At 46.2% G+C, this 23,820-nt stretch carries 15 protein-coding genes; 1 reads left to right on the top strand and 14 read right to left on the bottom strand.

What is annotated here, in order from left to right; all coding sequences use genetic code 11:
• Nucleotides 1-16 precede the first annotated feature (16 nt).
• The 5 genes from AC58VC_RS25800 to AC58VC_RS25780 all read right to left on the bottom strand — a co-directional run bounded on the left by AC58VC_RS25800 (nt 17) and on the right by AC58VC_RS25780 (nt 6,555).
• Complete coding sequence (locus AC58VC_RS25800) at nt 17-1,618, bottom strand: response regulator transcription factor (RefSeq protein ID WP_497372705.1); 1,602 nt, start codon at nt 1,616-1,618, stop codon at nt 17-19.
• Nucleotides 1,581-3,374 (bottom strand): cache domain-containing sensor histidine kinase, encoded by a 1,794-nt coding sequence (locus AC58VC_RS25795; protein ID WP_497372703.1) that lies wholly within the window; start codon nt 3,372-3,374, stop codon nt 1,581-1,583. The genes AC58VC_RS25800 and AC58VC_RS25795 overlap by 38 nt, the downstream gene beginning before the upstream one ends.
• A 51-nt stretch (nt 3,375-3,425) precedes the next feature.
• Nucleotides 3,426-4,256: a carbohydrate ABC transporter permease gene (locus AC58VC_RS25790; protein WP_497372701.1), complete on the bottom strand. Its 831-nt coding sequence runs from the start codon at nt 4,254-4,256 to the stop codon at nt 3,426-3,428.
• Between the two features lie 21 nt (nt 4,257-4,277).
• A complete protein-coding gene (locus tag AC58VC_RS25785; RefSeq protein WP_497372699.1) occupies nt 4,278-5,153 on the bottom strand; it encodes a carbohydrate ABC transporter permease in 876 nt (291 codons plus the stop codon).
• Between the two features lie 79 nt (nt 5,154-5,232).
• Complete coding sequence (locus tag AC58VC_RS25780) at nt 5,233-6,555, bottom strand: extracellular solute-binding protein (RefSeq protein WP_497372697.1); 1,323 nt, start codon at nt 6,553-6,555, stop codon at nt 5,233-5,235.
• A gap of 410 nt (nt 6,556-6,965) precedes the next feature.
• Between AC58VC_RS25780 and AC58VC_RS25775 the strand changes: the two genes are divergently transcribed.
• Entirely contained in the window at nt 6,966-7,787 is an 822-nt protein-coding gene (locus AC58VC_RS25775) for a phytanoyl-CoA dioxygenase family protein (protein WP_497372695.1), read from the top strand.
• Here the strand turns inward: AC58VC_RS25775 and AC58VC_RS25770 are convergent.
• The 9 genes from AC58VC_RS25770 to AC58VC_RS25730 form a co-directional block, all read right to left on the bottom strand.
• A complete protein-coding gene (locus tag AC58VC_RS25770) occupies nt 7,778-8,662 on the bottom strand; it encodes a helix-turn-helix transcriptional regulator (RefSeq protein ID WP_497372693.1) in 885 nt (294 codons plus the stop codon). The genes AC58VC_RS25775 and AC58VC_RS25770 overlap by 10 nt on opposite strands.
• A 73-nt stretch (nt 8,663-8,735) precedes the next feature.
• Nucleotides 8,736-10,928 (bottom strand): family 78 glycoside hydrolase catalytic domain, encoded by a 2,193-nt coding sequence (locus AC58VC_RS25765; protein ID WP_497372691.1) that lies wholly within the window; start codon nt 10,926-10,928, stop codon nt 8,736-8,738.
• Between the two features lie 45 nt (nt 10,929-10,973).
• Nucleotides 10,974-13,199 (bottom strand): helix-turn-helix domain-containing protein, encoded by a 2,226-nt coding sequence (locus tag AC58VC_RS25760; protein ID WP_497372689.1) that lies wholly within the window; start codon nt 13,197-13,199, stop codon nt 10,974-10,976.
• Between the two features lie 106 nt (nt 13,200-13,305).
• The gene (locus AC58VC_RS25755; protein ID WP_497372687.1) at nt 13,306-14,943 is read right to left on the bottom strand and encodes an extracellular solute-binding protein; all 1,638 of its coding nucleotides are present in this window, start codon (nt 14,941-14,943) and stop codon (nt 13,306-13,308) included.
• A gap of 82 nt (nt 14,944-15,025) precedes the next feature.
• Complete coding sequence (locus tag AC58VC_RS25750; protein ID WP_497372784.1) at nt 15,026-15,901, bottom strand: carbohydrate ABC transporter permease; 876 nt, start codon at nt 15,899-15,901, stop codon at nt 15,026-15,028.
• Nucleotides 15,902-15,917: 16 nt separating this feature from the next.
• Complete coding sequence (locus AC58VC_RS25745; RefSeq protein WP_497372685.1) at nt 15,918-16,805, bottom strand: ABC transporter permease; 888 nt, start codon at nt 16,803-16,805, stop codon at nt 15,918-15,920.
• Between the two features lie 673 nt (nt 16,806-17,478).
• Nucleotides 17,479-19,674 carry a glycoside hydrolase family 88/105 protein gene (locus AC58VC_RS25740; RefSeq protein ID WP_497372683.1) on the bottom strand — a complete coding sequence of 732 codons (2,196 nt, stop codon included), beginning with the start codon at nt 19,672-19,674 and terminating at the stop codon, nt 17,479-17,481.
• 24 nt (nt 19,675-19,698) lie between these two features.
• Nucleotides 19,699-21,258, bottom strand: coding sequence for a type 2 periplasmic-binding domain-containing protein (locus AC58VC_RS25735; RefSeq protein WP_497372681.1), 1,560 nt, complete (start codon nt 21,256-21,258; stop codon nt 19,699-19,701).
• 172 nt (nt 21,259-21,430) lie between these two features.
• Nucleotides 21,431-23,794: a helix-turn-helix domain-containing protein gene (locus AC58VC_RS25730; RefSeq protein WP_497372679.1), complete on the bottom strand. Its 2,364-nt coding sequence runs from the start codon at nt 23,792-23,794 to the stop codon at nt 21,431-21,433.
• Nucleotides 23,795-23,820: the final 26 nt, after the last annotated feature.

The raw sequence follows: 23,820 nt of genomic DNA, 5'->3' as shown, positions 1-23,820 counted from the left end.
AGTTGCGAACCGATTCTCAGGTCGTATTTAGATCGCGATATTCTGTCGGCGTCATGCCCGTGTACGATTTAAAGATTGAAACAAAGTATTTGTACTCCTTATAGCCCACTTTGTCAGCGATCTCGTATACCTTGTCATGTGTTTGCAATAGCAGTTGTTTAGCCTGCTCGATACGAAACTGGTTTACGTACTCCGTGAAGCTTTTCCCTGTGCTTTGTTTGAAAATATAGCTGAAATAGCTGGGCGTAATTTTCAGCCAGGCTGCCACATCAGACGCCTTCAAAGCGCTCCGGTTGTGCTCAAAGATATATTTTTTCGCTTTTTCGATAATCCAATAAGGCTTGGAAATTCCGCTCATCTCGATTAACGTAAGGATGGCCGTCAAATCTTCCTTCGCAATTTGACCTATGGCCGCATAAGAGTTAAGTGCATCCAAATCCAATGGGGCTCTATTCAAAGCATCCAAATCTTTGATCCCACTCTCCCTAAGCCGCTGCTGCAGCAGAACGCGGATTTCACCGTACGCGATAGCCGCCTCGTCCAACAGATAACCGCGACTTCGGAAAAATCCGAAGATGTCGGCGATAAGTGTTTCAATCTCTGACAGATCATAACGGAACAGTGCATGCATCAAATTTTGCACCATTTCAGCGCCGGGAAAATGTTCCGGAACCCCATCACGCTTCCGATCAGCCTGATCTTTAAATTCAGCGGTTAGTACGGCTTGCTCATCCAATACATGATAATTCAGCAGGAGTCTGGCCTCTCCACAATGTTCTGCCGTACCGGCGAGCGAGTCATACGCAGCCGAAACGCTGCCGTACAACGATTCTGGCCCATGCCAAGCCTGCAGCATGTTATCTATTGCTTCGTTCCACGCAAGTTCCGTGGCAAGCCTGTTCGATGTATCCACGCATAGTGTAAAAAGTAAATTGGCATGATCGAATACCGATAAACAATGGATCGCATGCTTTTCGAGCGAGAGGTGAATATGGGAAATCCACGCTTCCTGAAGCGATTTATGTTCGGTAGTAGACGTAACCGAAAACCATTGGTAATAACGGTTCATCTGCGTAGCGATCATCCGGAACCGCGCCCCAGAATGAAACGCTGGCATGACGCTCGATAAATCATAAGATGAGGCGACGCCTCGAACGACATTGGAAAGCCACATCATTCTGTTCTCGTTGTCACGATTGACCTGCTCCGCTTCCTTACGCACCTTGGCCACAATGTTCCGAACGAGCCTCAGCAATTCGTCTATATCCACCGGCTTGAGCAAGTAATCGGAAACACCCAGTCGAACCGCCTTTCTGGCATACGCAAAATCCTCGTATCCGCTAATAATAACGATCCGGACGTTAGGCAAGGCTGACTTGAGATGCTCCGCAAGCTCTAGACCGTCCATCCCATCCATGCGGATGTCGGTCAGTACCAAATCCACCTTGTGCTCCTCGGCAAGCCGAAGCGCCTCCGTTCCGTTATACGCCTCCCCGATCACTTGAACGCCAAGCTGCTCCCAAGGGATCGTGTATCTTAAGCCTTCGCAAATAATCGGCTCATCATCGACAATTAACATTTTAACGTTCATGCCATTCACCGCCGTTCTGCGATTCATAAGGAATGATTAAACGAATCCAGGTGCCTTCCACAGAAGCCTCAACAATTTCCAAACCGTATCCCGCTCCGAATATGATAGACAAACGCTCGTGAATATTAGCCATCGCTCCCCGATGATCACTATGGCCTGTTCTTGTGAGCGATTCTCGAATCTCTGCGATCTGCTCGTGGCTGAGTCCTCTGCCGTTATCCTGCACGTCGATCCATATATCCTGATTGACTTGATAACATTTCACTTTAATGAAATTTTGTGGTTGACCACTATCGAGGCCATGTTTCAGGAAGTTTTCCACAAGCGGCTGAATGGTCAGCTTCAAAATAGCCGCATCGGCGATATGTGCTTCCGTTAGCAGTGAGTAACGCAGCTTGCCGCCTAAGCGCTTCTGTTGAAGAAACAAATAAGATTGAACGAATTCCAGCTCCTGCTGAATCGTCGATCTGTCTTGTTCCCGTCCCAAGCTAGAGCGAAAAAACTTGGATAACATCTCGATAAGCTGGCTTGTCCGGGAAGCTTTCTCCAGTCGGGCGGTCCAGCGAATCATATCTAATGTATTGTATAAAAAATGAGGGTCCATCTGTTTTTGCAGCAGCTTCAATTCGGATTCCCGCTGTCGAAGCTCCAGCTTGTACTTATATTCAATGAGTTCTTGGATTGTCATCACCATACCGTTAAACTGCCTGTTCAGCTCGGAAATTTCATCGTGCGACTCAATCGGTACTCTGACCGTAAAGTCGCCCTGCTTCACACGACCCGTTTCCCGCTTTAACCGCAAAATCGGAAGAATGATCGTGTAGTGGAATCCAATCAGCGCCGCTAACCCGAGGATCAGCGTCGCGACGATAATCAACAGCATGATAAATTTTAAACCGGCTGTATTTTCGTTCATTGTAGACTCCGGAACCATAGCGACAACTTGCCAGCCGGTATTTTCCATCGACTGATGAAACGTGAGATAAGAGGCTCCGTCCAGCTCATAAGTGAACGTATCCCCGCCATGCTTGCGCAGCGTATCGAGCAGCGCCTTGTCCGCATCCCGTTCGCCGGTCACCTTATCATCAGAAGTGAGAATCAACTTCCCCTCTTTACCCACAATAAAGATAATTCCGGTTTCCTTGAAAATACCGCTTTTCAGCAAATTCACGATGCTTGACGCGTCAAGACGGATGATGAGTTTACCTAGGGGCTGCGTAATTTCATCGAACGAATTGATAATCCGAAACAAAGAAATGACCTTCGTTCGCCCGTACCAATCGCTCGTAACCGGGTAAGCTTCACTCCAGACCAAACCGCCTTTGCGCTGCGCTGCACGCTGAAGCCATTCGTTTTCATTACCGCTGACCGGCTCCCCCATATGGATCTGATTCTCGTTAATGCCTTGAATCATGATCGACTTGATATAATTTTTGGACATCAGCTGAAACGTAAGAAAACCCTCGATATTCTCTTTATAGAGCTCCGTCTGTTCCCCTGTCATCCATAAATCCGACGGGTGCAAAAAATTGCGGATATCGGGGCTAAATATCATGTAATCCGCGATATCCTCCACCATCTTCGTTTCTTCCGTCAGCTGATTCGTAACGGTATCGAGACTCCTTTTGGTGGATTCAACGAATTGTTGGGTCAAAATGAGGCTGAACTGATGCTGAACGAGAACTCCGACTCCAAATGTAGGCAAAGTAACAAACAGCAAAAATATGAGGAACGCTTTCCGCTTTAAGCTGAAGTTTCCGAACTTCCAAAAACGAGCTCGCATTGTACTTTTCTCCTCATGGCCAAAGTCGGTAGTTACCGTATCTGCACCTGCTTAACCCTTGACCGCGCCTGCCGTCATGCCGTTCACGAGCTGCTTCTGAAGAATCAAATAGAAAATGATGATCGGTATCAGAGCTATCGTGAGCGCAGCCATCTGCAGCGTAAGGCTCGCCGTTTCGATGCCGACGAAATTAGCGAGTCCGAGCGGCAATGTTTTCAATTCGCTGGAATTGATCAACACAAGTGCAAACAAGTATTCATTCCAATTATAAACGAAATTCAAGATGATGACCGTTGCCATGGCAGGTCTCGTAATCGGCAGGATGATGTACCAAAAAATACGAAAAACGCCACATCCGTCCATAACGGCGGATTCTTCCATATCTTTCGGAAAACCTCTCATAAACCCTTCAAGAATAAAGATCGTCAGCGATAAATGAAAAGCGGTATACGGCAAAATGAGCGACAGACTCGTATCGAGCAACTTCAACTTTTGCATAATATGGAAGATCGGAATTAAGGTCGCATGAATCGGAATTAACATGCCGAGCAAGAAAATCCCGTAAGTGATTCCCCGCAGTTTGAACTCAAACCGGGATAAAAAATAAGATGCCAACGCTCCGAGCAAAACCGTGACAATAACCGAGACAGCCGTAATGACGATGCTGTTTTTGTAATACGTTCCCATATTCGCCACTTCCCATGCCTTCGCATAATTGCTGAAGTGCAGCACGGTCGGCAGTGAGAACGGGTTCGCAGCGTAATCCTGCTCACTCTTGAAGGAATCGACCACCATCCAAAAGAGCGGTAATAGATTAATAATGGCAAACAATATTAAAAACGCGTAAATGATGAAATTCTTAAGTTTTCCTGTCCGTTCCATTCGGCTTCAACTCCTCCTTCTTCAGCTCTTTTTTTCCATGCCTAATTTATTCACGACAGTGACCACAATCAGGCTGAATACAAGGATCAGAATGGATACAGCACTTCCGTAACCGAAACGCATGTTTACGAATGCATTGTTATACATGTAGATCGTCATGACTTCTGTATAATGGGCTGGTCCACCGCCGGTCATGACCTGAATCAGGTCGAACACACGGAAGGAACCACTGATGCTGTACACAACAGCGACGACAAGCGTATCCCGAATCATTGGAATCGTGATGAGAAATGTTTTCTTCAGACCAGTAGCCCCGTCCATATGAGCCGCCTCATTGACTTCGGCCGGTATATTTTGCAAAGCGGCAAGCAAGATGACCATATACAAACCGCAGTTTTGCCATATATAAGTAATGCTGATCGATAGCATGGACCACTCGGTGCTTCCAAGCCAGTTCTGCTTCAAGCTGTCCAAACCAAAGAGTCCGAGAACGGAATTGAGCATGCCGTATTCCGTATTATAGATCATTCCCCAAATCAAGGAAACGATTACGGAAGAGATGACGACTGGTAGAAAGCCAACCGTGCGGAAGAAACCTGAACCTTTCAGTTTCTTATTGAGCAGTAGCGCCAGAAGCAACCCGAATGGAATCGTTCCTACGATACCCGCAATCATAATGAAAATATTGTTTTTGAGCGAATTCCAAAAAATCGGATCTTTCATAATTTCGATGAAATTATCGAGTCCGATGAACGTCATGGGCGAGATACCGTCCCAGTTCATGGCCGAGTAATAAACGGACAATCCGATCGGTACGACGGCGATGCCTAAATAAATGACAAGCGCGGGCAGCAGCCCGATAAAAATTGAGAACTTCGTTCCCTTGAGCGTATGCATGACATTTCCTCCTTTTCCCAAATTTGCCCCTTAAAAAGGGAAGAAAACTCGAACAATCGAGTTTTCCTGCCTAACTCATTTACTTTTTAAGATTATCGATCGAACTCTGCAGGTCTTTGGCCAGCTGCTCCGCGGACCCTTTGCCTACCGTGAGAGCCTGTAGGCCGTTTTGCATGACATCGACCACCTGCGCAGGGATCACACTATCGAATACTGGAGCGATTCCTTTACCCGTAAGCGCCATCATCTCTTTTAAATAAGGGCTCGCATCTTGCGGAATTTCGACTTTCGCAGGGACGACGACGCCTTTGCTGATCAGTGTCTTGTACAAATCTTCTCCGACGAAAAATTTCATAAATTCGATGGCTGCCGCTTTCTTTTTCTCATCCAATCCGTTGCTGATGGAGATTCCGTATTGAACGACGCCTGCGCTTTTCTCAGGGTTCCCCTTACCACCAGCAACACTAGGGAACAGGGCGATACCGAATTTATCTCCTTCCTTATTGTTGATACGGACTCTTCCGTCAACCGTAGAAGAAGAAATATGCATAGCCGCTTTGCCTTGGATAAAATAATCTTGCGCCTGAACCGAATCCATATTGTTCATGTCTATGTTGAACGCGGACAGTTTGGTCAATTCTTCAATAACTCCAAGCGCTTTTACGTACTCAGGGTCTGTAAATTTAGCTTGCTTATTCAACACCTGATTCAAGAAATCGCTGCCAACAAAACGATCCCCAATGATTGACATATAAGAAGATTGAAGTGGCCATTTCTCTTTGTTGCCCATTGCAATCGGAGTCATTCCCGCAGCTTTCAGCTTTTTGATCGCATCGATAAAGTTGTCATACGTTTTTGGAAACTCGTTATAACCCACTTTTGCAAACATTTCTTTGTTGTAATAAATAATGTCGACGAATGATTGCTTTGTCGGAATGGCATACTGCTTCCCATCCACTTTCATGCCGGCCAGCGCATCCTCAGGAAGGATGTTTTTCCAGTTGTCCATAATCGAGTCGATCGGCATTAACAGGTTACCGGCGACGAGCGGCGTAATATCTGCTCCCGGCCACACGACATTAATATCGGACAAGTTGTTTCCAGCTGCAAGCGTGCGAAGCTTTGTCTTATACTGGGCAGACGGCACCCCATCTTGTTTGATTTTAATATTCGGGAACTTTTTCTCAAATTCTTCGATTCTCGCCTTATAAGCGTCATTATCGACATTCGGCGACGTCCAAGGATGCATCATCGTCAAGGTCACGGTCTCGCCTGCTGCTGCTGTTGCTGGTGCTCCTCCTGAAGTTGCCGTGCCTTCTTTTTTACCGCAAGCAACGCCTACCGTCGCAAGCATGGCAACCATGCCGATCAATAACGATTTTTTAATCTTACGACTCTCCATATTCAACCCTCATCTCTTTCGTATTTTGACCCATAACATCACTGCAAAATAAATGAGCTTGCCTGTCCATTTACTTTTCCTTTAGATTATAGTTCCTATTAAATGAATCTAATATCCTATGAAATTTTGATAATATCCGAAATATGCCACTAAAATGCGGAGCGCTTTCAAATTCGCACATTCTAACCTTAAATTTGTTCAATTAACAATGTGCCCCTGAGCACGAAGTAATTATACGAACGAATATAAAAGAAAAAGCATGTAAGGCCTTAGCAGGCTCCTACATGCCACCTCTCCTATACTCAGCCAATCTGCCTGAATCATTGGCGAATCCTCCTAGTTCTTACCGAAAATTGCTTCTATACTTATCTTAAAGTGAACGCCAAACCAATACGGAAAGGACGATCGCCATGAATGAACAGCTATTCGGCCAACACCTGGCAGACCGCTGGATTAGTCAGGATCACATTGAATTTTATCAAGAAAACGGATTCGTTCAAGTCAACGATTTGCTGGATGGGGATGAGCTTGCTGCATTACGTGAATATATGGAGGAGTCGATGAGTGCGAAGGAAGGCTTATCGGTGAAAACGGGTAAAGACAACGCGGCCTACGCCAGAGTACTTAATCAGAAGGTGAACACCTGGAGAGATCACGGCGGCATGGCGACCTTCGCCTTTCACCCCCGATTTGCGGAAATCGCCCTGCGTCTGACGGGTGCCAAAGGAATTCGTTTTTTCCACGATCATGCGTTATGGAAAATGCCCGGTGACACGAATGCCACGCCATGGCATCAAGACTCACCGAAGTGGCCAATGAATGAGGACGGCTGCATGAGCATTTGGATTGCTCTCGATGATGTGGATGAGAATAACGGTTGCATGATGTTTGCACCGAAATCTCATAAGGTTGGGAAATTAACGAACATTTCGTTGCATGATCCCGTTAATATTTTCGACTTTGTTCAGGGAACCCCATTAGCTGATCGTAAACCTGTCATGGTACCTTTGAAAGCAGGCAGTTGCACATTTCATGACGGTCTTACTTTTCATTATGCGCATGCGAATAAAACCGACAAGCCTAGACGCGCTTACGCAATCATCTATATGCCGGACGGAACAACGTATAACGGGAAACCTCACATGGTTTCGGATGGGCAGTCATGTACGCCAGAGGAGCCGTTGCGCGGGCCCATGTTCCCGCTGCTTGCCAAAGTCCCTGTTCAAAGATGATTCTTCCGATACTGGCGGGGGGACATGCCGGTCCACTGGCGGAACGTGCGATTGAATAAGCTAACGTCCTCAAAGCCGACCTCTTGGGCAATATCGATCATTTTGAGCTCGGTCTGTACCAACAATCGTTTGGCAGCCATGATTCGCATGTCATTGCGGTACTCCAGAAACGTACGTCCTGTATTCGCTTTAAACTTGGCCTTGAAGGTAGAGATACTCATACCGCAGAGTCGGCTAACCTCGGCCAGCTTAAGCTGCTTTTCCAGATGACGTTCAATGAAGCGGGCGATTTGTTCCATCGCCTGTTTTTCTGATGTACTGGCAAGCCTTACGCTATCGTTGTTCTTTCGGTTGCAGCGGCTTAAAAAAACGAAACATTCCACCAGCTTGGATCGGATCATTGATCGGTACCCATGGTCTTTTACCGTAAATTCCCGAACAATTTCGTCCAGCAGTGACTTCAATTCGCTCTGCTCGACTGGGGTCAGCCACAGCGAGGGCTGATCTTTGACCGATTGACGCATAAAGGGAACGACATAATAAAAATCGAAAAATGAGGAGTCTTCCTGCAACCTTTCCAACTCGTGGAAAATCAAGGACGGATGAAACAAGACATTGTAGACAAGAAGCTGTTCACTCTCCCCTACTCTGTAAGAATGTTCCGTACCGGGTTCAATGACGAACGCATCACCTGTGTGAAGCCTGTGTTCAATGCCTTTATATGTGTGCATGCCACTACCTTCGACGATATAGACGAATTCGACGAATTCATGGCTGTGCGGAGCTACGTACCTTCCTGCCAAAAGTTCGTAGGGGGCCGCATAGAATGGAAATGCATCGCTTTCTAGAAAGCGGTCATTGGTATGATTAACCAAAGGCTTAGCCCCCTCTACTTTTGTCCAGTTTGTCTGGTTTGTCTGGTTTGTCTGGTTTGTCCGGTTTGTCCGCTTACTTTGCTCTTTTGACAGTACTATCTGGCGGAAAGCTTTCGGTCCACACCCCGTTGTTGTAACTGAGCTGAATCTCTCCGGTTGGAACACGTAACTGCAGCGAAAACGACGTCCAAGTTGCCGGAAGTTGTGGACAAAAAGCGATTTCTTGCCAACCCGGCTTAGCAGGCTTTAGGCCGATAATGTCTTCAATCAGCACTGGAACGGGTCCGCTTGCCCAAGGATGGCATAGGCTGGTGTTCCATTTCTGCTCCTTGCCCCACGCCTCGAAGCAGGTAGTTGCTCCTTCTTTCAGCATATTCCCCCAAGAATGCTCATCATCTGATGAAAGCAAATCGTAGATCAATTCATACTCTCCCACCTCCGCAAGTGCCTTCATAACGAAATACGAGAAATAAACGCCGCATGCGAATCGTTTGGTCCGGATCATGTCGACGATAGCAACGACGGATTTCTCAGGGGCGATGCCAAACAGTAGGGGGAGTACATTGGCGTGCAGGGCATGATGCCTACTTTTCTCTGAATCTTTAAACAAGGCGTTCTCCTCATCATAGAAAACCTTCAAGAAGCTTTGCTTCAATTTTGGCAGACGATTCTCATAGTCAACACCCAGCAAACCCCGCATCTCGTTTACAGTACGTACGCAACCGATATATAACGCATTGAGTACATTATGGCAGCCAGGACCTATAGGCTTGGTTAGTTCAAAATCATAGTTATCGCGCAACCCTTGCGGCCAATCGACGAGATTCCATTTGTCCGTAACCCCCAGCAGTAGGCCATCTTCACGCTCAAATTTCTCAAAATGTTGCAGCAAACCTTCCGCATACGGGTACATCTCTTGAAGAAAGGCCTTATCTCCACTGTAATTGAAATACGTCATCACTTGCATAGGCCACTGTAAAGAAAAATCAGCTATTTCCTGCATGAAATGTCCCGGTACTACAGCCATTAGCCCTCCACAGACTAAAGAACTGCGTCCGAATTGCTCAATAGCCTTGCGATACAGCCGTAAATCGCCGCTGAGCAGCATATGCGAATGACCAATGATCGTATTGTCACCCAGATATTGACCTTTCTCTCGGCTAGGACAATCCACGAAGTTTTCCTGCGATCCGTATTGAACACCATTTTTGCAAATATCAAAAATTTGATTCATCCGTTCATCCGAACTGTTAAGTAAACAGCTTTGTTCATCCATAGGATAATGTCTTACCACAGCATGGAAGGATGCTGGGCTCAGTGATTCCTCCGGTCCTTGCACCTCCACATAGCGGAACGCTTTGTAGTCATATGTTTGGAAGGAATCGATGTCACCGGATAATGTCCACTGATCATGATAAAGGCAGTTGCAGCGCATTTCGTAGCGTACCGCCTGATCCCCAGGCATCAGTTCTTCTCCTGACCAGATATGCACGTCTTCTCCCGCTTTTCCATGTGCTGTCATGGCAAACTGGCCCGTCAGCTCTCCACCGAAATCGATCAAATAATGACCAGGTGCTAGCTGACGAACGTACGATGGCTGCTTCCTATAGACGTCAAGCAGCGGAGTCGGCTGCAGAACAAATGTATAATCGATAGTCTCCGTCGTTTCTGCTTGCTGCCAATCTGAATCGTCGTATCCGACTTCTGTCCACCCTCTCTCTGATTGCCTTGCGTCCAAATGCTCGGTGAATTGCGTGTCGTAGCCGAAAGTCACACCACGCCGATTATCCTGTACTTGCTTCGCTTTCCAAGTACGATCTGTTTTAACCAGCAAATTCTCGCCTGCCCACAGTTCTGCCAGCAGACCTTGCCGGTAGTCGGCGCTGTTATAAGCGCGATTCAACAACCCCTGATAGTAGACATGAACGGCAATGACATTTTTCCCTATCTTTAAATGCGGACGAAGATCAATACGATTGTAATAGTAATGGTTCGCATCACTTTGAGCAGGGCCCTGCCCAACGAACTCCCCATTGATATACAGCTTGTAATAATCATCTGCGGTCAGATGAAGCCAGATCTCCTTCTCCTCCATGCTCTTCTCATCCAGTATAAACACGGTTCTTGCATACCAATGGTGATGTTGTAAATCCAATCGATGTGGTTCTACTACGCATTCCTCAAGTTCTTTATGGAAGAAATTAGATTTTGGCAAATGCATAAAAGAACGATCCGTCAACCAACTTGCCTGCCACTTTTTTGACAACTGAACCCTCTCCTCTTCAAAATGGCATACACACCGAGTCCTGGTTTATAGTGTTTTCTCAATGAAGCGCTTCTTCCGGAAATCACTCGGTGGGAACCCCGTTAGTTTCTTAAATGCCCGGTTAAACGAGAAATAATGTTCATAACCAACCAGTCCGGCGATATCCTGTATCGAAGTATCCGTGTCTTCCAAAAGCTGCTTCGAATGAAAGATTCGCAGCGACGTTAAATAATCGATAAAGTTTTCTCCTGTTTCTTCTTTAAATAAGCGGCTGACGTAATTTTTACTTAATGAGAATTGCTCGGCAAGAAGTTGCAAGGACAAGTCTGCATTGGCGTAATGGGTATCAATATAGGCTTTCACATCGTGAATCAACAGCCTGTGATTTTTCGTTTCACGCAGCTGCTTCCACAACTCGGCGACGGTGCTGAGCCGCTCCACAAGTATCTTCTTGATATCTTCCATCATTTCGAAACGGTCAATTGCTTGGGAAATAGGAATAAGCGCCTCCACCCGCCATGACTCGGTATATTCACTCGGAAATTCGGACAATTCACGTGTAAAAGTAAAAGTCATATAGTAAAGCAGGTTCTTTAACTCGTCCCGGGTATACAATTCGCGATTGATGGCTTTGAACAGGAAATCGAACTGGTTATACCATTCATCGTTTCCACTCTTATATAACTGGACAATCGTACGGATTAACTGCAAAATATCAAACAGCTCCGTTTCCGTCTGCCGAGTTATGACCTCATAGTGAATAACGCGATTATTTCCAAATGCGGAGCGGTATTGTACGGCCTTATCAGCCTGCTCATAGGATTCACCGATATCCTCTGAACGCTCCGTCTTTTTCCCTACCCCGATCGTTACGGTGAAGGCAAGATTTGATTCTACCCACGACCGCATACTCTCACAAATCGTACCAATATCACCCATGGATAGTTCGCCGTCTGCCCCAAACAGGATGCTCATTTTATCAACGGAAATCCATTCACTCCAAATACCTATCCCATACTGCTCAGCGGTTTCTTTGAACACGTTCGACAAAACAAATTTCAGGAGCACCTGATCTCGTGTGGAATAGCCTTCTGTAAAATCACTTATTCGATCAATCTCCAACTTGGCTGTCATGAAGGAATGCCAATTACAAGGTAAACCAAAGTTATGCATCTCATCGGTCAACTCATCTTGACTTATCGGACGGTCCCCGCTCATAAGTTCTTGGAAAAAGTATTTTTGACGATAGGGCAAATTTAAATTACTCTCCGACTGATAGCGATCAGCGAAATCAATAATCTTATCTACAGCGGCATCAACAACTGAGATCAATTCTCCACCGGGTTGTCTGACGTTTAAATAGTCCGTTATTCGGCTAATACTCGCATCGATTGGTCTTGCATATCGTTTGGACAAATAAATAATTAAGGCTGAGGCAATCAGAACCATGACAACTCCGATAATAATCCAACTGTAGTAGAGCTCTGAAAAAATCCCATAATGGTACGCTTCTTTGATACCGCTGTTAAACGTCCAACCCGTCTCTTCAAACTTCAAGTTAAGGATATCCTTGTTGGCTTGAACTTTACTTTGCCCGATTAATTGTCCTGCCTGATCTACTAGCGTAATTGAACTAATTGAGTTAGCAGAGATGCTTTGCAGCCAAGAGGCAAGACTCGAAACATCGATATTCACTATGAGGATGCCACTCGGTTCAGTTAGGAAAGGGACTTTTTTTACGAGTGAAACAACTTCAACGTCATAGGGTTGAGAAGGAAGTACTTTGTAGCTTCTTACATTCGTCCAAATGCTAGGAAGCGGCTGCTTCAACTGCTCCTGTACGAAATTGCTATCGCCAAAATCGGCAAGCGGCAGATACATCTCCGTACCCAGCACAGTCTGATCGATGTTGCGGTAAAAATAAATAGATTGAATGAACGGAAAACCAGCCTGAACTTGCCTGAAGAGTTCCGCCACCTTACTGCGCAGCAAATACGGATTGACATCCGAATCGTGAAGCTGAAACATATATTGATTAAACTCTCTATTATTGACGGTTGCCGCATTCACATTCTGATCGATGTTGCCGAGAATCGAGTTAAGCTGAAGCATGGTATATCGCGTAAATGCTTCATTTGCACTCACAGTTTGCGTTTGGGACTGCTTATTCATCGTCATGAAGAAGACAAAAAATAGGACGAAAACAAGCAAATAGACAATGGGCAAATAGGTTGTAACCAAACGGTAAAACCAAGAGTGTTTCTTTAACATGGCATGTTCTCCTCGGGCTTCGAAATGAAAAGGCGAAACCGTCTAATAGGGACGGTACGTACAAGGCTGCCGGCAGAAATCTGCCGACAGCATTCTCCATACTCTTTTAGTTAAAATTCATGGAAAATAAATCGTTCTGAGTCACCATCGTGTCTTTATTCTTCGTGTACCAATCTTGATACCAAGCTTCCAGCTTATTGCCATCCGATTTCTCCCAAATCTTGATCGCATCCTGCTTCGCTTGCGCCGAAGAATACGAGGCTCCGCTAACAATTGCTTTATTCCATAGATCCCCAATTGGGTTACTGGCAGAATCAAGCAAGTTCTTGGAGATGAACTGCATGTCAGCAGGAAGCGTGGGCATGAAACCACCAAGCATGATACTGGCTAACGGGCGGTCCTTGGAAATGTTCAGGCTGAAAATATCTTTACCTAGATCGTAAAACTCTTTCTGAAGCGGATTGTTTTGATCAAAACCCTTCATCGTCGTATCAAACTCGTTATACACATATTGGCCGCCTAACATGCGGAAATCGCCCAACCAGTCAAGCTCTTTCTTATTTTTATCCGCATTAATCGGGACCTCTTTGCCATTGTCAAGCTTGTAATGTGTACCTTCAATGCCACTATAGGTTGTTTTGACCCACTCCGGTGAGCTCAAATAATCAATCACTTTGATTGCAGCTTCAGGATCTTTCGTTTTGGCGTTCAAAACACCTGTCAACTGCACCGGTGGATTGAAATCAGGTGAGAAGCTGCCATACTGGCTGGATGGAAGAGCGATGGCCACAAGCTTGGCATCCGGTACATTTTTACGCAAGGTTTCATATAGAGAGGTGAAAACTTTGTACGAGCCTGCACCTGTATAGATACCAATTTTGCCTGTAACAAAGTCCTGTTCGGCTTTCTTTCCATTCTTATCAGTCAGAAAATCTTTATCGACGATACCTTCATCGAAAAGTTTCTTGCGGAATGCGTTAGCAGCCTCTGCGCGATCCCAATCCTTTACCCACTTGCCATCCTTGATAATCCAGGTTACATTCTGGAACATGGGATCAATTAAGCTGCCGCCTCCGGCCAAATTCATGCCGTATGTATCCTTCTTGCCATTACCATCTGGATCTTGCGTTGCAAACGCTTTCGCAACTTGGAATAATTCATCCGCCGTCTTTGGCGCGGTTAACTTCATTTTATCCAGCCAATCCTGCCTAATTACGGTATAGCTGTACGGCACATAGCCAAGAATGCGGCCAAAGTCATAAATCTTACCGTCATCCCTCGTGCTCAGCTTTTTGAGTAGAGGAAATTTATCTAAAAGTTGCTTGTAAGTTGTGCTATGTTTATCGATCAAGTCTCCGATTGGCATAATCTGCTTTTGTAAATACAGTTGATTGCGGAATCCCACATCGTATTCTAAAATAACATCCGGCGCTGATCCCGACGCGACAAGTGTATTCAGCTTGTTAACGGATTCCGCACGCGGTACGGGTGAAATCTTTAAATTTACGCCGGTTTTTTCCTGGATAAATTTGGTCCAGATATTATTCTCGGCTGTTCCAAGATCAGGAGCAATCGTTCCGCGATCATAAAACGACATCGAGAGGTTCATGGCGCGCGCAGATGCGGATGTAAGAGGTGAAGAAGATGTTTGAGCTTCTCCCGACTTACTATCGGAGCAACCGACCAGTGAAGTTGCCGTAAGCGTCAATGCAACTGTGGAGATGACTAGCGCTTTTTTATTCATATAATAACCCTCCTGTTTAATATTGTATACAAGCATTCTTCTTTTAGGAAGAGCAGACTTGTCAGAGATTCACATGTTCCAGCTATCCTTTAACAGAGCCAATCATGACGCCTTTAACGAAGTACTTTTGCAGAAAGGGATACACGATAAGCATGGGGACAATCATGACAAATACCCCTGCCGCCTTAATCGACTCCGGTGTAACAGATGTAAGATCCTCCGAAGAAGTGTTGGCAATTTCCTGCAGCAGCTGCTGGCTAGAAATCATTTGCTGAATAAGTACAGCGAGCGTATTCTTACTGGAATCGTTGATGTAGATCATGACACTGAAAAAGGAATTCCAATAGCCAACACCATAGAAAAGCGTTAGTGCGGCGAGCACGGGCAATGAAAGCGGCAGGATCATCTGAAGCATCAGTCTAATTTCTCCACAACCATCAATGCGGGCAGCTTCTTCAATCTCCTCTGGAAAGCCGTTAAAGAAGGAACGCATGACCAACATGTTATACACGCTTATTAGTCCAGGCAGCCAAAGTGCGCCATAGGTGTTTACCAATCCAAGTGATTTAATGACCAGATAGGTGGGAATCAACCCTCCATTGAAAACCATGGTAAATACAATAAGCATTGTGAAAAATTTTCGACCGTACATAAACTTCTTTGATAATGGGTATGCCCCTAAAATGGTGAATAACATACTGAGAACCGTTCCAACTAGTGTCACCTCGATGCTATTACGAGCCGCTTGCAATATGCGCGTGCCGGTAAAAAGCTTATGATAAGTCTCGAAATTCCATCCAATAGGCCACAAGCTAACAAATCCGGATACAATGGCATCATTCGTACTGAGCGACAGAGCAAGCATATGCAACAGTGGGAGTAAGCAGCTGACCGCGATAATTCCAAGAAGCACATAATTTATTACATAGAAAAATTTTTCAGGAAACGAGGCTTTTATGAGAATACACTCCCTTCTACCAAAGACTATTGCCTGTTCGTTTGGCGATCACGTTGGCTGCAATGACGAGCACTAATGCGACTACCGACTCGAAAAAACCCATTGCCGTAGCTAGACTAAACTGGCCACCGTTAATGCCCACTCGAAAATTCCAGGTTGAGATGACATCTGAGACTGCGGATACCGCTGAATTCTGCATCACATAAATTTGGTCGAAGCTGACCTCCATAAAATGACCAACCGATAGAACAAACATGATCGCGATGGTCGGTAATATAGCTGGCAATGTAATACTCCATATTTGTCTTAACTTGCCTGCACCATCCATGCTAGCTGCTTCATACAGCGCCGGGTCGACCGCAGCAAGAGCCGCCAAGTAAATGATGGCGTTCCACCCTGCTTCCTTCCAGATCCCACTGCCCACAAATATAGCTATCCAACTATGCTCTTTGTACAAAAAGGGATAAGGTGTTTCTGACCATTGGGTAACAAAATGATTCAGAACCCCTTTCTCCTGGGCAAACACGAGGGCAATAATGCCGCCAATGATGACCCAGTTAAGAAAATGAGGCAAATAAACAAGGGTTTGCACCAGTTTTTTAAACCACAACTTCCTAGCTTCGTTCAAAAGGATGGCTAAGATAATGGGGAAGGGAAACCCGACAACAATTTGTAAAAAACTCAGAATAATCGTGTTGCGGATAATTCGCAGCATTTGGGGTTGCGAGAACAGCATCTCGAAGTTTTTGAAGCCTGCCCAGGGACTTCCGAACACGCCATCCGCAAAATTGTAGTCTTTAAAGGCAATAACAAGACCCCCAATAGGTGCATAACGAAAGATAAGAAAAAAGGCTAACGCCGGTAAAAACATAAGCATAATGGGAACGTTTTGCCGGAAACGCATGCGATCAAATCCCTGTCTCCTATTGAGTTTCCCAGATGCTGAAGTATTGAGTAGCTTCTCTATTTCTCTCACCTTCCTCAAAATTGATTTTCAATAACCCTGAATCGCTTTGCCAAACTCTGGACTTATCTTATCTCGGGATCTACTCCCTCTCAATTCACACATTTCCTGGTAGATCACATTTCTTACATCTTCACTTATCTCACCTTTTTCACTTACCTCAATTATTTCATTATGGGGAAAGCAGCCTGATCCATGATGAAAATAAACACAAAGAACCCTCCAGATGGAGGGTTTTGGGGCCGAGAGAACGCTTCAAGAACGCTACCCGTTCTTGGGAAATCCCCCTGCGTGTTCGATTGTTCTCCGAATTTAGATGGAAAGGGATCTTTAGTACTGCTTGAAGAACGCTTCAAGAACGCTGTCAGTGGCTGCGTACGGCGTCGATGTTTTTCATCGTTACCGCATCCTCCGCGGGCTTCTCTCAAAGCGCAACGATGTTTTTCATTGTTGCAGTAACGCCAGCCCCTACGAGATTTATTGGCATGAGGACTAGTACCTCCATTTTACAAAGGAATGGTCTTTTTCTTTTACCAAATTAAAAAAGAGGTTGCCCCCGCCATTTTCATGGCTTTTGGGACATCCTCTGAAATAAGTGACCATTTCCTTGCAATTACGAAAGAACCTCTTCAGCTGCAGTCTTCCTCGAGGCCAAATGGCGCTCCAACTGCAGCACTTCAATGCCCGCAAGCAACACAATACCGATGCCATGCGTATCATTAATCAGCCAGGAGAGGTCGTCTTTATAGTAGCCAACGCTATACGAGTATCCGGAACCGCGGCACACACCGTACACGTTGCCGAATTTATCGATGGAGATGCGGGCCATCCCGTTCCAGCCCTTGTGAATCGCTGCGATATATTTCTCTGATTCTGTTAGCCAGCCATATCTTACGCCGCGAGCAAAGGCATACAAGAACATCGAGGTGCACGAAGTTTCCTCATACGATGCAGGCTCTGTTAGCACTTGGTGCCACAGGCCATTCTCCCCTTGCAGGCGCAAGTAGCCTTCGCTCAGTTCATTGAAGAATTGCAGCAGCTCGCCTCGCTGCGCATGGTTGTCAGGCAACACAGCCAGTAATTCGGACAAGGAGAAAATTACCCAGCCATTGCCGCGGCCCCATGCAATTTTCGTGGGCTTGTCGATCCCGAAATCATAGACATGAGACATGATTTGCAGCTCAGGGATGTACAATTTTTTCTTAAATTGAATGAATTGATTGGCTGCATCTTCAAGATAACTGATTTCACCGGTCCGCTGGTAGCAGCGGCACATGTACGGCACGCTCATGTACAAGTCGTCACACCACAGCGTCGCGTTCGGGAAATCGACATGCTTCGGCTTACGGTATAGCGATCCATCGGGCAGTCGATCCTGCTTGTTGCTAATATAATCCGCGATCACATCGGCAATCCGCTCAGCGCCTTGAAGGGGCTGATTTTGCAGCGCAAGCAGCATCGTTGCTCCGAACGAGCCACAATCATCCAAGCTGTCCAGTGTAGCCAGCGTGTTCAGCACACCGGAGGCGCCGTATTGGGCTTTATCCCAGCCCGCATAGGTGTAGAGCCGCGTGCACGTTTCGATATGCTTGTAAACATACTGCAGCAAATCATCACGGCCGAGCAGCTTACCGGTCTGAAGCATCCCATACAGCGTCACGCCAAGCGGATAGTTCCACTTACCGAACAACGCATTCTCCGTGAACGGTCGTACCCACGTGTTCGGCTGATCCAGCCGCCAAAACGTTCCGCCCTCCTGCGTCTCCACTAGTGCAAACAGCGAAGCTTCAACATCAGGCATCACATCCTTGGCACCGAACGGCCCAACATATAGCCACTCGTCCTTCGCCCCCTGTACGGGATAAGGCACTACGCGCTCAATGCCTGCCGAAAGCGGGTCCAGACGAAAGCCTGCGCCCCCGTTCGCGCCAAAGCATTGAATGACGAGGTTATGCTCGCCGTACGCTAACTGCAGCACGGCATGGAAAGCGCCTGCTTGATCCATGCTAGCTTGCAGCTCCCCATCCACATAAATCGCAATGCTTCCTTCCGCATGACCGCTCAATTCAACATGCCGCAGTTCAGCCGAAAATGAACAAAGTTTCGTCCACGCCAGGACATACCCGTCGTTTAGTTCGCCGAAGATCCGGGCTACTGGGTTCTTCGCCTGCTCGTTATCACTCCACACCAGCTTCGGATACCAATCGATGTTGTGATCAGCTTCCGTGATTCCCTCTCCAGGGAGCTCACTCCAAACATGATCCTGCGGGGCCGTGTAGATCCATCCCTCGTGGCCGAATCGCTCGGGTGAAGGTGCTAGGAAATGAATCGGATTGCTTTTATAAGAACCTGGCCCAAGAGACCCTCCGCAGCCCGCTTCCGTCTTGGTAAACTGGAACACCAAGTGATTCCAGCCTTTCTTCATCTGAATCGTAACGACTGTTCTTCGTTTTGGATTCAGTTCATCAGCGATATTCGCTTTATAAATGGGTTGCCCATTCGCATACAAAATGAGCGGGCCATAGCAATGCAAGATGAAATTGAGCGGTGTTTCCACGTCACTCCAATATTGTGACCATGCATAGACAATCTGTCCGTTCTGAATCTCGGGAAACCGATTTACAAAATGAAAGTCATAACTATAATCGTGATTCTTTAATATGCCATTGGCACAAAAAGCTCTGTACGCCATCGGATGAGGCGGGTTGTTGCCAACATACCTGTCAGCAACTGTAGCTAATATTTCGCCTACGCGGTCTCCACATTTCGTAAAAATGCTCTCATTGATGTCAATGTAACGCTCAGCCATGGTCTCTTCCTCTCCAACTTGATCTTATTTTGCTGCTGCGCCGCCGCTGCGTTTTTGGTACGCTTCCGTCATTTCTTGGCTCATTTTCGCCAAATCTGCATCTGTTTTGGCTTTTGCAACAAAATCGTCCCATGCGGTAATCGGCTCACGGCCCAAGATGATTTTTGTTTTCAAATCTTGTACTTTTTTCTCAAACTCAGGCAGCAGCTTTTGCGCTGTTGGCGAGTACAGACCGATACTGATATCGGCTACACTAGTTTTGGCACGATCATCTTGAATCTTCATAAACAGATCGTTCGCTTCTTTCGGGAAATATACCTTCGTAGAGCTAGCATATGGATCTGCTACATAGACAATTTGATTAAAGTCAGGACCGTTATCTTTGGCCAGTTGCTCGGTGTTGATCACTTTTTGGCCATCTTTGACCGTGTAATCCACACCTTCAATGCCATATTGCTGAATGGCGAATACATCATCATTCATCCACGTATCGACCATTTTCAAGATGCGTTTCATTTTCGCTTCAGGGACGGATTTCGGGATAGAAATCATACCAGAGAAGCCAGGGCCTTTCGGGTTATATCCATTCATATTGGTCAACGGATAGAAATCAGTTGGCTTCATGTTCGGATCCATTTTTTTCAACAATTCGTAGTGATCGTTCATCGTGCCTGCTTTATCCATAATAATGCCTGCTTTGTTGCCGTTGAACAGATCCGCTGCCTGAGACAGCTTGTAGGATGCGAAATCTTCCGGTAACAGCTTATCTTTGTACATTTTAGTCAAGTACTCAATGGAACTGCGAGTCTCTGGCAGCAGCGCGGTATTCACGATTTTACCGTCAACCAGCTTCCACTTATCGTTTTTCACGTTCGCGCCAGTGAAGCTGTTCTCAATCATCGCGAGCGTTCCCATATCTGCCGGAGGCGTCATGAAGGCAGCAAGTGCCGTTGTATCGTTCTTGCCGTTTTTATCCGGATCTTTCTCCGCAAAGGCTTTCATAACCGTGTACAGCTCGTCGGTTGTTGTTGGCACCTGCATCCCGACATTGTCGAGCCAATCCTTGCGAATAATGAAGAAGGAATCGGCTTCAGCTGGGCGTGGACGCGGAATACCGTAGTTTTTGCCATCCTGCATTTTCGTCAGGTCCCAAGCCGTTTTGGAGACTTTGGAACTCAAGTTCGGATAATCTTTGATGTAAGGGGTCAAATCCCAGAAAGCACCTTGCGCTACTGAATTACGGAAAACCGACGTAAACGGATCGTTAATCGTGATCAAATCGGGAATATCACCGGACGCCAATGTCACATTCAACTTATCCGTATAGTTGTTACCGGACACCCATTGAATTTTCATTTTGGAGTTTGTCGCTTTTTCTATAGCCTGTTTGATTTTGTTATCATCTGCTGCCGGAGACGGCGTAAGCAAAATCGTCATGATGTTAACTTCAAGTGGTGCTTCCGTTCCGCCTGCGGCACTACTTCCTGTATCTGCTTTGTTACCGCATGCAGCCACGACACTAGATAGTGCCAGCATCATTATCATCGAGCCCAGGACAACTTTTTTGTTTTTTCTCACTTTCATTTGAGATCCTCCCTTGTTATGAACTTCTGTGTATCGAACGCCTTAACAGAGCACAAGGTAGACAATAGTACATTCCACTTTGATCGACAATCGGACTTTTTTGTACCCCCATTTCCGCACATTTAGGACTATCTTGCAGCTTGCACATCGATGCATGAAGGCCCGAAACCCCTTATTCCGTGCGGTTTACCTCGCGAAATTGACTTGGTGTAATCCCTTCATACTTTTTGAAAAGCCGATTGAAATAACTGTGTTGATAGCCGATGGCATCGGCAACTTCATTAATCTTCATGTCCGTTTCGATGAGCAAAGACTTGGCGCTACTAATCCGAATATTCGTTAAGAAATCGATAAAATTAATCCCTGTTATCTGCTTGAAAGCCCTGCTTAACGTATATGGACTTGTGCCGAATAAATCCGCGCACGATTCGAGCGATAATGGCGTCATGTACTGCTCACGCAAATGAACGATCACCTGCTCGATGATCTGCTTGAAGTGGTAATCCTGCCGCGAGATCATCTCCTGCACGAAGACCGCAATCACTTTGTGCTGAAACCACTTGAGCATTTGCTCGGGCTCTTTAATTTGCGCAAGCTGCTCGAACAAGTTCACACTGCCGAACAACTGTACGGGATTCATCCCTGATTGCAAAGACGCATACCGAATGCTGCCTAAGAGCTGCAGCATGCCTTGCTGTAGCATGAATTCTGTCGAGCCGTTCGCCGCCAATTCCTTCATAAATTGACCGATCAAATCAACAGCATCTGACTCCTGACCGTTGCGAATTGCATGAATCACTTCTTTATCCAAGGTGAACGGATAGCCGGTTTCCTTAAAGACATTAAGCTTGGAAAGCTGCTCCGTCTTAATAATCTGATTCTCGTCGAGCAGATCTCGATATACCAACGCTTGCTTCACTTCCTCGAACAAATGTGGAATTTGTTTCACGTTGTGAACCCATTTGCTGACCGATATCGTAACCTGCATTTTCAGAATTCGGTTGATCGCTAGGATGATTTCTTGACACACATGCTCCAAATCATCCTCTAACCAGGTAAGCGGATGAGAGATGGGAAAGGATAGCAGGACCCCAATCGAGAAGTTGTGGAAATTCATGATTTCCGCTTGCTCATATTGGCTTTTGAACAACTCATCGATAATGTTGGAGGCCGCGTACGTCACGAGACTTTCATCGCCCTGTGAGAACCTTCCTTCAAGGTTGGCAAAACCCGTCAATTGAACCACAAGCGCTACAAATTGACGTTCCTCTGTTTCCCAGCCATATCGCTTCATCCGTTCCTTCAGGTCACTCTCTTGCAGAGAAATCAAGTAGCCCTGCGCCAGCTGCAGGAAAAAGCCCTCCCGCAGAAGCGGCATTTGCTCTTCAAGTTTGTGCCGCATCTTCTCAGTTTCCTTGGACATATGCTGCCAATGCTTCTCGATCGTGGCAAATTCGTCCTTCACCTCGTCACTCTTTTCACCGGACAGCAGGGTCAGCAGACGCTGTACGGGATGATAGATTCGGCGGGACACGAACCAAGAGAGCAGCAGCGCAATGAGCAGGCTAGAGAAACTAATAACCAATATCCACTTGGAAATGGAGACGACCGGAGCTGTTATTGACGATAGCGGGGCTGCGGAGATATAAACCCACTTTTGGCCCATCCGGTTAAAATGACCATACGAGACAGAGTACGAAACTTTTTGATAATCAAATAACAACGATTCAGGTTTCGCGTCGTTCACCGCAGCTTCTCCTAAGTCCGCTTGGTTCTTCATGTAGGCCTGTTTGAGCGCTTGATCGAGTTCTGCTCCATCCGCCCCGCTGCTGCTCGATAAATTCCAGTTGGCATCCTCATTGAACAGCATCGTAACGCCCTCATCATAAGGAGTTAGCGTTTTCAGCACCTTTAACAAGTTTTCCTGATTGAGTGTGGCAACAAGAGCACCGAAGGGTTCGGTGCTGTCGCCGGGAATTTTATTAACAATCGTAAGTCCCCGTTGGTTCGTTCCTTCGAGCTTCGGAAACGTCCAGAACATCGACCTATCATGCTTAAGAAAGGTCTCGTAACTCTCGATATCTGCACTATCACTAAGAAATTTGTACCGTTCCGTTGTAAAGACCAGCGGACGCGGCTTGTCCAGAAACAGCTCTACTTTCTGCAGAAGTGGATGCGAACTCTCAAGCGACAACAGGGTCCGGTACATATCCTGAACCGTCTCGTAATTATAAGCAAAGTTAAGCGTCTTCAGCTTATCGTCAAACTTGGAGTCGAACGCCCAATGCGATACGGTCATTTCGAGAAAGGCAAGCTGGTCGTCGATATTTGCTGCACGGTTGCTAATCTGATTCTGATGAAGTCCCTGGAGTTCTTCCTTCACGTTGTTCGTGGCAATCCAATAAATACTGAGGCCCGTGATGAGCCCCGGAATACTTGCCATAATGAGAATCATGGCAAGGCTCTTCCAGAAAAACCGATTGTTATATTTATATTTTTGAAAATAGTTGAGTAACGCAGCCAAAATTCCAGTCAAGATGCTCACCTTCCAATAACCGATTT

This window comes from Paenibacillus sp. J22R67 (assembly GCF_059692175.1).
This window is presented reverse-complemented; position numbering and strand designations above follow the sequence as displayed.